Genomic DNA, 11,238 nt, shown 5'->3' with positions numbered 1-11,238 from the left:
TCTCCATCACCGGCATCGAGGAGACCTCCGCCGAGCCGCTGCTCCAGCAGGTCCCCGGCGCTCCACACCCCCTCGGAGCTGTCCATGTCGGCGGCGGAGTCGTCGCCGGTGCCTTCGTTGCCGCAGGCCGCCAGGGCGACGGGCGCAACGGCCAGGACGCCGGCGAGGAAGGGCTCCGCGATGGGACGGGTGTGCTGCTGCACGGTGGTTGCTCTCGTCGAGCTGGGCGCGGGACGCCCGCCGCAGGTTCCGGACACCACAGTCATTGCCACAGCCGGCCGTGGCATGCCCGCCGACGAGAACTCGTCGCCAACACGTGACGGGGCGCGCCGCACGGCCCGGTCCGCTCCCTCGTCAGCCGTGCTCCTGGTCGCCGTCCTCGGCGTCGGCGTGCCGGGCCTGCAGCTCGCGGGTGGCCATGCCGCCGCTGCCGCCCTCGTCGTACTGGCCGGGGTGCAGGTTGGGCTGGTCGGTCTCGTGCTCGCTCTCGCTCATCACGGTCGAGCCTGCCCCGGCCGACCTGGACCGGCCAGCCGGGGAGGCTCGCTCACAGCAGGTCGAACTCGTTGTGCGACGCACCGCCGGACAGCAGCGCGTAGCCGGGGCCGCGGTCGAAGAACGGCTGCACCTCCGGGCGGGCCGCGCGGAGCTCCTCGCGCAGCCGGGCCGTCGCCGCCTCGTCGGCGGTGCCGTCGTCCCGGACGACCACGCCGTAGTCGTCCCGGGCGCCGGTGACGCTGACCTTGTGCCAGGAGATGTCCCGCAGCACCTCGTCGACCGGCCGGTCCAGCGGGTCGCCCCAGCCGCCGCCGCCCGTCGTCCGTACCCGCACGACGGTGCCGGCCTTCAGCGGCTCGGCGTCGGCCAGCGCGTCGACCTCGTGCTCGTCGGGCCCACCCGGGTCGACGGTGATCGAGAACGGCCGCCCGGCCCTGCCGCCCTTCACGCCCCAGCAGGACAGGATCGACCGGTCGGCGATCGACATGAAGTGCGCGTCGCGCAGCACCCGGATGTCCTTCTCGTAGCCGCAGCCGCCGCGGTACCGGCCCGGGCCACCGGAGTCCTTCGCCAGCGCGAGCCGCTCGATCCGCAGCGGGAAGCGGGACTCGGTGAACTCGGTGGGCAGGTTCCGGGAGTCCGGGACGACGTGGATGGTGTCCTCGCCGTCGGCGTAGTACCGCCCGCCGGAGCCGCCGCCGAGCACCTCGCGCATCAGGTACGGCTCGCCGTTGGCGTCGGTGCCGTAGACGCCGGTGTACCGGATCGTCTCCTGGTCGGCGGGCATCCGGCCGCCGGTGGCCTTGGCCAGCACCCCGGCCAGCACGCCGAGCAGCCGCAGGATCACGAACGTCCGGGCGTTGGTGGGCGCCGGGAAGATCGGGGTGAGCAGCGTGCCCTTCTCCGGGAACCGCATCTCGATCAGCGGGACGACGCCCTCGTTGACGTCCAGCTGCGCCATCCGCTCCGGCGACTCGGCCAGGTTGCGCAGGATCGGCGCCAGCCACTTCTTCAGGAAGTTGCCGTCGGCGTAGTCGCCGCAGTGGTTGATCGGGCCCTTGGCCTGCGGGCCGGTGCCGGTGAAGTCGATGACCAGCGGGACGTCCTTGGTGGAGTCCATGGTCAGCGTGATCCGCTGCCGGTGCAGCTGCGGGGCGTCGACGCCGTCGTGCTCGGCGTAGTCCTCCCAGACGTAGGAGCCGTCGGGGATCTGGGACAGGATCTCCCGCCGGTACACCTCGGTCGAGCTGCTCAGGATCGACTCGAAGCACGCCTCGACCGCGGCCACGCCGTACCGGTCGAACAGCTCACCCAGCCGGCGCGCTCCGGCCAGGCAGGCCGAGCACTCGGCGTCCAGGTCGGCGGCGAGCGAGTCGGGCATCCGCGAGTTGCGGGTCATGATCGTCAGCGCGGCGTCGTTGCGGACGCCGCGGTCCCACAGCTTGATCGGGGGGACCATCAGGCCCTCCTCGAACACGCTGGTGGCCGCCGACGGCATCGAGCCCGGCACCGCGCCGCCGATGTCGTCGTGGTGGCCGAACGCCTGGATGAAGGCGACGACGGTCGGTTGACCGGCCACGTCGGCGAACACCGGCACCGTGACGCACAGGTCGGGCAGGTGGCCGATCCCGCCCTCGGACAGGTAGACGTCGTTGTGGAAGAAGACGTCGCCGGGGTTCATCGCGTCGATCGGGTGGTCGCGGACCACCGGCTGCACCAGCGCGGAGTACGAGCGGCCGGTGAGCTTGCGCAGCTGCCGGTCGTGGATGCCGGCCCGGAAGTCGTGCGCGTCGCGGATCATCGGCGAGCGGGAGGTCCGCCCGATCGACGTCTCCACCTCCTTCTCGATCGCGGCCAGCGTGCCGGCGACGATCTCGACCAGCACCGGGTCGGCGGCGTCCGTGCCACCAAAATGGCCATCTTGGTGGTTCATCGGGCGGTCTCCTTCGTGAGCAGCAGGTTGCCGAAACGGTCGACGGTGGCGGAGAAGCCCGGGTGCACCGGGACGGTGGAGCCGAACTCCTCGACGATCGCCGGGCCGGCGACGACGTCGCCGGGGGAGAGGTCGGGCCGCCAGTACAGCGGGGCCTCGACCCACTCGTCGAAGAACACCGGACGCGTGCCGCGGCGCGCGTCGCGGTCGGACGGCGCCGGCTCGACGATCTCCGGACGGCGGATGGGCCCGATCCCGCTCACCCGCAGGTTCACCCACTCCACGGCCTGCCGGGGGTCGGTGGCGAAGTCGTAGCCGTAGAGCTGGTGGTGGGCTGCGTGGAAGGCGGTGGCGACGGCGTCGATGGCCGCGTCGTCCAGCTCGCCGTCCCCGACCGGCACCCGCACCTCGAACGCCTGGCCGACGTAGCGCAGGTCGGCGGTGCGCTGCATCCGCTGCTCGCCGCGCGGGAACCCCTCGCCGTCCAGGGCGACCTCGGCCTGGCCCTCGAGTTCGGCGAAGGCGGTGGCGAGGGTGGCGGGGGAGACGTCGGCGTGCCGGGCCACCATCGTCTGCACGTAGTCGTTGCGGACGTCGACGGTCAGCAGCCCGAAGGCGCTGACGTTGCCGGGGTTCGGCGGCACCAGGGTGCGCGGCAGCCCCAGCACGTCCATCAGCCGGCAGGCCAGCAGCGAGCCGGAGCCGCCGAAGGTGGTGAGAGTGAAGTCGCGGACGTCGAGGCCGCGGGCGACGGTGACCTGGCGCAGCGCGTTGGCCTGGTTCCACGCCGAGATCTCCAAGATCCCGGTGGCCAGCGCCTCGACCGTCAGCCCCAGCTTCCCGCCGAGCTGCTCCAGCCCGGCCCGGGCTGCGTCGACCGACAGCGGGATCTCGCCACCCAGCAGGTGCGGGGGGATCCGGCCGAGGACGACGTGCGCGTCGGTGACCGTCGGCTGCTCGCCGCCGTTGTCGTAGCAGATCGGCCCCGGGTCGGCCCCGGCCGACTTCGGCCCGACCTTGAGCGTGCCCTCCGGCGACAGCCAGGCGATCGAGCCGCCGCCGGCGCCGACGGTGACGACGTCGATCATCGGGATCTTGGACGGGTAGTCGCCGACCGAGCCCTCGGTGGTCAGCGTCGGCTCGCCGTCGATCACCACGGTGACGTCGGTGGAGGTGCCGCCGCCGTCGCAGGTGAGCACCCGGTCGAAGCCCGCGGTGCCGGCGATCAGTGCGGCGCCCAGCGCGCCCGCGGCGGGGCCGGAGAGCATCGTGGTGATCGGCTGGTGCACCACCTCGGAGGCGCTGAGCACGCCGCCGTTGCTCTTCATCACGTAGAAAGGGACGGCGGGGGCGATCTCGTCGAGGCGGCGGCGGATGTTGCTGACGTAGGCGCCGACCTTCGGCTTCACCGCGGCGTCGACCAGGGTGGTCACCGAGCGCTCGTACTCGCGGTACTCGCGCAGCACCTGGGAGCTGATCGACACCACGGCGCCGGGGTGTTCCACGTGGAGCACGTCGAGCATCGCCTGCTCGTGCGCGTCGTCGGCGTAGGAGTGCAGGAAGCAGACGCCGATGGTGGTGATCCCGGCGTCCTTGAAGAACCGGGCGGCCGCGACGGCGTCCTCGCGGGAGAAGGGCCGCACCTCGGCACCGGTGACGTCCAGCCGTCCGCCCACGGTGCGGACCAGGTCGGCCGGCACGATCCGCGGCGGCTTGACCCAGAAGTAGCTGTTGCCGTAGCCGTCGGGGACCGACTGGCGGGCGATCTCCAGCACCGACTCGTAGCCCTCGGTGGTGATGAACCCGATCCGGTCCAGCTTGCCCTCGAGCAGTTGGTTGGTGGCGACGGTCGTCCCGTGGCTGACCGCGGTCACCGACGACCCGTCCAGCCCCAGCTGGCCCAGCACCTTCTGGACACCGGCGAGGAAGCCGTCGGCCGGGTCGCCCGGTGTGGACGGCGTCTTGGTGGTGGAGACCTCCCCGGTCTCCTCGTCGACGGCGACCACGTCGGTGAAGGTGCCGCCCGTGTCGATCCCGATGCGGACCCGGCGAGTGCTCATGTGGAGATACCTTAGTGCTGAGATACCTCCACCGGAAGACGCCCACCGATGAACTCCGTGTTTCCCCTGGTGACCCCGCGCGGTCGGCAGTCACCGGCCGCGCGGGGCCCGGGCCTCAGCCGGCGAACACCCCCGCCAGGTGCTCGCGCAGGGCCGGCTCGCTGACCGGCCGGGTGCGGAAGCCGACGTGCCCGTCGGGTCGCACCAGGTAGGCCGCCGTCCCCGCCCCGCCCGTGCCGTAGGCGGCGGCGAACGCACCCCGCGCGTCCCGCAGGACCGGCAGGTCGACCAACGGCGGGACGGCGAGGTCCGGGCCGGCGACCAGGTAGGGGCGCACCTGCCCCCCGGTGGCCTGCCGGACCGAGGCGGCCAGCTCCTCCAGGGCCCGCAGCTCCTCGGCGCCGGTCCCGTCCCCGGCGGTCAGCAGCAGGGTGGCGTGCGTCCCCCGGGTGAGGTCGAACAGCCGCAGGTCGTGCGCGACCCCGAACCGGCGCAGCCCGAGCACGTCGGGTGCCCGGTGTCCGGGCAGCGGACCGCCGGTGAACCCGGCCGGGCCGGTGACCTCCCCGACCAGCGGGCTGTCGGCGTAGTTCATCGTCATCTGCATCTCGAGCAGGAACTGCGCCCGCTCGTCGTCCATGTCCATCTCGTCGGTGAACGCGATGGCCACGGCACGGTCGACGATGGCCTTGCCGGCGGGCCGTCGCTCGGCCTGGTAGCTGTCCAGCAGGCCGGATGAGGCCTGCCCGCGGACGGCCAGGGCCACCTTCCAGGCCAGGTTCCAGGCGTCCTGGATCCCGGTGTTCATGCCCTGGCCCCCGGCCGGCGGGTGCAGGTGGGCGGCGTCCCCGGCGACGAAGACCCGGCCGGTGCGGTACCGGTCGACGATGCCGTGCTTGACCCGGAAGATCGACGACCAGCGCAGGTTGCTCGCCGTCGTCCCGGCCGGGCCGAGGTCGTCGATCGCGGCCTGGATGTCGGCCAGCCCCGGCGGGTCGTACTCCTTCCAGAACCCGGGCGGTACGACCCCGCTGCCGATCGTCTTCTGCAGCCGCTGCGGGGCCAGCGTCGCCACCCGGTACCGGTGGTGGCCCTTGAGCGGCACGCACACCAGCATCCCGGTGAAGTCGCCGTCCTCCTCGATCCGCACCCAGCGCACCAGGTGGCCCGGCGGCATCTCCCAGTCGACGTCGACGTCCCCGAGCATGAACAGCTGCGGGAACATCGACAGGCCGCCGTCGAAGGTGAGCCCGAGCTGCTCCCGCACCGCGCTGCCGGACCCGTCGGCCCCGATCAGGTACTGCGCGCGGGTGCTCGACCGGGTGCCCGCCGCGTCGACGAGCTCCGCGGTGACGCCGTCGTCGTCCTGGCTGAAGCCGGTGAGCTCGACCCCCCGGTCCACCGGGACGCCGAGGGACGTCAGCCGGTCGACGAGGATCCGCTCGGTCTCGTACTGCGGCAGCCCGAGGTGGGCGTAGGGCAGCTCCTCCAGCCCGGACCAGTCGACCTGGTGGGTCTGCTTGCCGTTGACGAACACCGTCTGCCCGTGCAGCCAGCTGCCGGCGTCCATCGCCTCGGTGACGATGCCCTGGTCCTCCCAGATCTCCATCGTCCGGCAGTGCACGCCGATGGCCTTGTCCGCCTGGGCGGCCGGCTGGGAGCGCTTGTCCACCACCCGGACGGCGATCCCGCGCCGGGCCAGCTCGATCGCCGCGGTCAGCCCGGTCGGGCCCGCGCCGACCACCAGCACCTCGCACGCGGTGCGGGTCGGGACGTCCACCGGCGGGGGAGCGGCCGCGACCGCCGGCTCGGCCCGGGGCGCCGGCACGCTGGTGGTCTCCGGCGCGGCAGGGGCCGGTGTGGGGCGGGTGGCCCGGACGCCGCGGACCCCGGCCTCCTGCGGGCGGAAGCGGATCTCGTAGAGCTTGCGCTCGAAGAAGACCGACAGCCAGCGGATCAGCGGCCCGCTCTGGTCGGCGTGCGAGGGGTCGTCCACCCAGTTGCGGAAGTCCTGGTCGGACTCCCACTCGGCGAAGATGTGGAAGATGTCCGAGCCCGGTTCCCGGAGCAGCTCCTCGCGGATCAGGCCCGGCGTCCCGCGCAGCCGGTCGGTGACGACGGCGTAGGCCCGCTCGAACGCCTCCTCCTCGCCCGGGGCCACCCGGGTGCTGATGTCCACCCGGACGTGCGAGCCCTGCTCGCCCCCGGCGATGCCGTAGCGGATCTCGTACGTGCTGCGGTCGGCGTCCTCCCGCAGGTCGCGCAGCGACGCGGTCAGCGCCTCCCGGGCGGCGGACCGGCCGAACGCGTCCGCCGCCGCCCGGTCGGCCCACTCGCCGACGATCAGGAAGGTGCGGGCGTCGTCGGCGTCCCGCATCAGCTCCTGCCGGACGTTGCCCGGTTCCCCGGCGATCTGGACCGCCGCCGTGCGCCACGCCTCCTCGAACTGCTGCTCGCAGCCCTCCCGCACCCGCATCCGCAGCAGGGTGCGGACCGCGCCGCCCTGCTCGGCGGCGGCGGTGGTGGTGGCCGCGTCCTCCAACGTCGTCATGACGTCCTCTCCTCGGTGGGCCGGCGCAGCACCAGGCTGCTGTTGAAGCCGCCGAACCCCCGGGCGAGGACGACGGCCGTCTCGACCTGCTGGGCCCGGCTGTGCTGGACCAGGTCGAGCCCGGGGGCGTCGACCGGGTCGTCGAGGTACGCGGTGCCGGGCACGATCCCGTCCCGCATGGCCAGCAGCGCGGTGGCCACGTCGAGCGCCGAGCCGCCGGCCATCAGCCGTCCGGTGAAGGACGACGGCGCGGTCACCGGCACCGGGTCGGCGCGCCCGCCGAACACCCGCTGCAGCGCCTCCAGCTCGAGGGCGTCCAGCTCCGGCACCCCGGCCCCGTCGGCGAGGACCAGGTCCACCTCGTCCGGGGTGATCCCGGCGTCGGCGAGGGAGAGCTGGATGGCCCGGGCGTACTGCCGGGCGTCGGGTGCGGGGTCGGCGTGGTGGTGGGCGTCGTGCGTGGCGCCGTGGCCGACCACCTCGCCCCACACCCGTTCCACCCCGCGGGCTCGGGCGGCGTCGGTCTCCTCGACCAGCAGGATCGCCCCGCCCTCGCCGATGACGTGGCCCGAGGCCCGCCGGTCGAAGGGCTTGTAGGCGTCCTCGGGGGCCGTCGCCGTGGAGAGCCGCCCGCTGGTCGCCTGGCAGAGCAGGGCGTAGGGGGTGACCCCGGCCTCGGTGCCCCCGACCAGCACCGCCGGGGTGCCGCGGCGCACGACCCGGCGGGCCCAGCCGATGCTGTCCAGCCCGCCCGCGCCCTCGCTCACCACCACACCGGAGGGGCCCTTGTAGCCGTCCCGGATGGAGATCTGGCCGGTGCTGGCCGCGTAGAACCAGGCGATCGACTGGTAGGCGCCGACCGACTTGGGCCCCTTGGCCCACAGCCCCTGGATCTCGTGCTGGCTGAACTCGTTGCCGCCGGAGCCCGCGGCCAGGAACACCGAGGTCGCGTAGGCGTCCTCGGGTGGGGTGTACCCGGCGTCCTGCGCCGCCAGCGTGGCCGCCGCCAGCGACATCCAGGTCCAGCGGTCGGTCTGCACCATCAGCCGGGGGTCCACGTGGTCGGCCGGGACGAAGCCGGTCACCTGCCCGGCCAGCGAGACGCCGTACTGCGCCGGGTCGAAGCCGACGATCGGCCGGATGGCCGGCTCGCCGCGCACCAGGGAGGACCAGTGCGCCTCCACGCCCACGCCGGTCGGCGCCACCACGCCGATCCCGGTGACGACCAGCCCGGTCACGGGGTCCTCCTCGTCGGGTGGGCCAGCACGATCGCGGACTGGAAGCCGCCGAAGCCGCTGCCCACCGACAGCGCGACGTCGACCTTCTGCTCCCGCGCGGTGTTGGGCACGTAGTCCAGGTCGCACTCGGGGTCGGGCACCTCGTAGTTCGCCGTCGGCGGCACCACGCCGCGCTGCACCGCCAGTGCGGTGGCGGCGATCTCGATCGAGCCGATGGCGCCCAGCGAGTGGCCGATCATCGACTTGATCGAGCTCATCGAGACCTGCTGGGCGGTCGGGCCGAGGCTGAGCTTCACCGCGGCCGTCTCGTGCCGGTCGTTCTGCTTGGTTCCCGAGCCGTGTGCGTTGACGTAGCCCACCTCGTCGGCGTCGATCCGGCCCTGGTCGAGGGCCAGCCGGATCGCCTCGGCCATCTCCACCCCGTCGGGGCGCAGTCCGGTCATGTGGTGGGCGTTGCAGCGGTTGGCGTAGCCGCTGACCTCGCAGTACACCTCCGCGCCGCGCCGGCGGGCGTGCTCGAGCTCCTCCAGCACCAGCACGGCGGAGCCCTCGCCCATGACGAACCCGTCCCGGCGGGCGTCGAACGGCCGGGCGGCGTGCGCCGGGTCGTCGTTGTTGCCGGTCGTCGCCCGGATCGTGTCGAAGCAGGCCATCGAGATCGGCGAGATCGGGGCGTCGCTGGCCCCGGCGATGACGACGTCGGCGTCGCCGTCCTCGATCAGCTGGCTGCCGTAGCCGACGGCGTCGATGCCCGACGTGCAACCGGTGGAGACCACGGTGGCCGGCCCCGAGGCGCCGAAGCGCACCGCCAGCTCGGTCGCCCCGCAGCTGGGCACCAGCGCGTGGTGCAGGAACCGCGAGGCGTACTGCGGGTCGACCAGCCAGTGCGTGCCGGCGTCGCTGACCGCGACGTACTCGTCCTCCAGCCGCATGGTGGCCCCGACCGCAGTGCCGAGGACGACGCCCACCCGGTCCGGGTCGGTGGCCTCGACACCGGCGCCGAGCGCCAGTCCGCTGTCGGCCACCGCCTCGTCGGCGGCGACCATCGCCATCTGCACGAAGCGGTCGTTGCGGAACACCTCGTGGGCGGTCAGGCCGAGCTTCCGCCCGTCGAAGTCGACCTCGGCGGCGACCTGGGAGCGGAAGCGGCTGGGGTCGAAGAAGGTGATCCGCCGGGTCGCCGTCCGGCCGGCGGTGATCATCTCCCAGAACCCCTCGTGGCCCATCGAGCCGGGCGCGACGACGCCGATGCCGGTGATGACCACCCGGCGCCCGGTCGTGCTCACCGGACGCCCATCGAGCCCGGGGAGGGCTCGGTGTCGACGTGGCCCAGCTCGGGACGCGGGGCCAGCGGGCCGGCGAGGAAGACGAAGAACGCCGAATCCGCGCCGTCGTTGACGATCCGGTGCCGCACGCCGATCGGGATGTGCAGCGCCGACTCGCCGCCCAGCCGGCGCTCCTCGCCGTCCAGCGTCACGAGCACGTCGCCGGAGACGCAGTACAGGAACTCCTCCGAGTACGGGTGCCAGTGCTCGGTGACGACCTCGCCCGGCTCGAGGGTCAGGGTGCCCATGAACCCGGCGGTGGCGCCCACGCTGGTCGGCGAGAGCAGCACCCGGATGTCACCGCCGCGCCGGCGGTTGGGCGCCGCGTCCGAGCGGGACACGGTGGGTCCGCACCGCACCTTCGTCGTGGGGTGCTGGATGGTGGTCATCTCTCTCCTCTGCTGGGGGCCGCGCCGGTGAGCGCGTGTTCGTCATGGGGATCCGGGCCGGGCAGGCCCGGGCCGGTGGCCAGGAGGACCGGGAGGTCGGGGTGGACCTGGCGGATCAGCGGGCCCAGGGTCGGGACGGTGCCGACCTCGACGACCCAGGTCGCCCCCGCGTCCGCCACCAGGGCGTGTGCGGTGGCCTCCCACTGCACCGGCGACGTGAGGTGCCGCTGCAGGCACCGGGCCAGGTGCTCCGGGTCGCGGGAGGGCCGGGCGTCGACGTTGGACAGCACGGGCACGTCCGGGACGGACCAGTCCAGCTCGTCGAACGAGGGCGCCAGGCGCTCGGCGATCGACTGCACCAGCGGACCGTGGCCGGCGGCCCGCCCCGGCAGCCGGACCAGGTCCAGGCCGGCGGCGACGACGCCCTCCCGGGCCTGGGCCAGCTCCGGGCACCAGCCGGAGAGCACCACCTGGGCCGGACCGTCGTACGCGGCGATCGCCAGACCCGAGGTGGTCCCCAGGTCCGCGACCACCGCACGGGCGACCTCACCGGCGCCCGGCCCGACGACGGCGGCCATGCCCGCGGTGGACGGGCGCGGGCCGTGGGCCAGCATCTCGGCCCGGCAGTCGACGAGGTCGACCACCTGGTCCAGCCGGAGGGCGCCCGCTGCGACCAGGGCCGCGTACTCCCCGACGCCGTGCCCGGCGACGGCGACGGGCTGCAGGCCGGCGGCGGCGAGGCTGCGGCAGCCCGCCACGCCGACGACGAGGGCCGCCAGGTGGGCGACCACCGGGTCGTGCAGGTTGAGCGGGTCGCCCCACCACGCGACGACGTCCCGGCCCAGCACGTCGGAGGCCTCGGCCACGACGTCCCGGGCGGCCGGGTCGGGCAGCCAGGCCTCCAGAGCACCGGGTGCGGCCGTCCACTCGCCCGGCAGGACGACGGCCGCCCCGGTGCGCGGGCCGGTCACCGCGCCGGCTCCGGATGCCGGGCGGCCGCCTCGACCTTGTCCCGGATGACCGCCATCTGGATCTTGCTGTTGGCGTCGATCCGCTCGGTCATGCCGGCGGTGTCGATGGGGGCCTCCGGACGCATCCGGAAGTCCTGCACCCACCGCATCCGGGTGCCCGTGCCCTCCGGGGCGTAGCTCCAGCGGATGTCCATGAACTCGAACGGGCCGGGCTCGACCCGGTGCGCCACCACCTCGTGCCGCTCCTCGTCCAGGGTCCGTTCGGAGACCCAG

At 73.8% G+C, this 11,238-nt stretch carries 9 protein-coding genes and 1 pseudogene; all 10 read right to left on the bottom strand.

Translation table 11 applies throughout. The features are described 5' to 3' along the window. A partial coding sequence (locus G5C62_RS22295; RefSeq protein ID WP_164702728.1) for a hypothetical protein occupies window positions 1–203 on the bottom strand: 203 nt, incomplete at its 3' end. A gap of 151 nt (window positions 204–354) precedes the next feature. Further along, complete coding sequence (locus G5C62_RS22290; RefSeq protein ID WP_156119034.1) at window positions 355–495, bottom strand: hypothetical protein; 141 nt, start codon at window positions 493–495, stop codon at window positions 355–357. A 52-nt stretch (window positions 496–547) separates the two neighbouring features. Beyond that, complete coding sequence (locus G5C62_RS22285) at window positions 548–2,431, bottom strand: hydantoinase B/oxoprolinase family protein (RefSeq protein ID WP_164702727.1); 1,884 nt, start codon at window positions 2,429–2,431, stop codon at window positions 548–550. Next, the gene (locus G5C62_RS22280) at window positions 2,428–4,491 is read right to left on the bottom strand and encodes a hydantoinase/oxoprolinase family protein (protein WP_164702726.1); all 2,064 of its coding nucleotides are present in this window, start codon (window positions 4,489–4,491) and stop codon (window positions 2,428–2,430) included. The genes G5C62_RS22285 and G5C62_RS22280 overlap by 4 nt, the downstream gene beginning before the upstream one ends. Before the next feature lie 115 nt (window positions 4,492–4,606). Next, the gene (locus G5C62_RS22275) at window positions 4,607–7,042 is read right to left on the bottom strand and encodes an FAD-dependent oxidoreductase (RefSeq protein WP_206330792.1); all 2,436 of its coding nucleotides are present in this window, start codon (window positions 7,040–7,042) and stop codon (window positions 4,607–4,609) included. Further along, window positions 7,039–8,280, bottom strand: coding sequence for a beta-ketoacyl synthase N-terminal-like domain-containing protein (locus G5C62_RS22270; protein WP_164702725.1), 1,242 nt, complete (start codon window positions 8,278–8,280; stop codon window positions 7,039–7,041). Before G5C62_RS22270 ends, G5C62_RS22275 begins: the two co-directional genes overlap by 4 nt. After that, a complete protein-coding gene (locus tag G5C62_RS22265) occupies window positions 8,277–9,566 on the bottom strand; it encodes a beta-ketoacyl-[acyl-carrier-protein] synthase family protein (protein ID WP_164702724.1) in 1,290 nt (429 codons plus the stop codon). Before G5C62_RS22265 ends, G5C62_RS22270 begins: the two co-directional genes overlap by 4 nt. After that, window positions 9,563–9,994, bottom strand: coding sequence for a cupin domain-containing protein (locus tag G5C62_RS22260; RefSeq protein ID WP_164702723.1), 432 nt, complete (start codon window positions 9,992–9,994; stop codon window positions 9,563–9,565). The genes G5C62_RS22265 and G5C62_RS22260 overlap by 4 nt, the downstream gene beginning before the upstream one ends. Then, window positions 9,991–10,965, bottom strand: coding sequence for an ACP S-malonyltransferase (locus G5C62_RS22255; protein ID WP_164702722.1), 975 nt, complete (start codon window positions 10,963–10,965; stop codon window positions 9,991–9,993). Before G5C62_RS22255 ends, G5C62_RS22260 begins: the two co-directional genes overlap by 4 nt. Then, a pseudogene (locus G5C62_RS22250) lies at window positions 10,962–11,238 on the bottom strand (polyketide cyclase); the annotation flags it as partial. The pseudogene G5C62_RS22250 and the gene G5C62_RS22255, both read right to left, overlap by 4 nt.

The organism is Modestobacter sp. KNN46-3, from assembly GCF_011039295.1.
This window is presented reverse-complemented; position numbering and strand designations above follow the sequence as displayed.

Coding starts and splice junctions, on each gene's coding strand:
- G5C62_RS22275 (WP_206330792.1), bottom strand. CDS start 7,042: ATGACGACGTTGGAGGACGCGGCCACCACCACCGCCGCCGCCGAGCAG.
- G5C62_RS22290 (WP_156119034.1), bottom strand. CDS start 495: ATGAGCGAGAGCGAGCACGAGACCGACCAGCCCAACCTGCACCCCGGC.
- G5C62_RS22280 (WP_164702726.1), bottom strand. CDS start 4,491: ATGAGCACTCGCCGGGTCCGCATCGGGATCGACACGGGCGGCACCTTC.
- G5C62_RS22285 (WP_164702727.1), bottom strand. CDS start 2,431: ATGAACCACCAAGATGGCCATTTTGGTGGCACGGACGCCGCCGACCCG.
- G5C62_RS22260 (WP_164702723.1), bottom strand. CDS start 9,994: ATGACCACCATCCAGCACCCCACGACGAAGGTGCGGTGCGGACCCACC.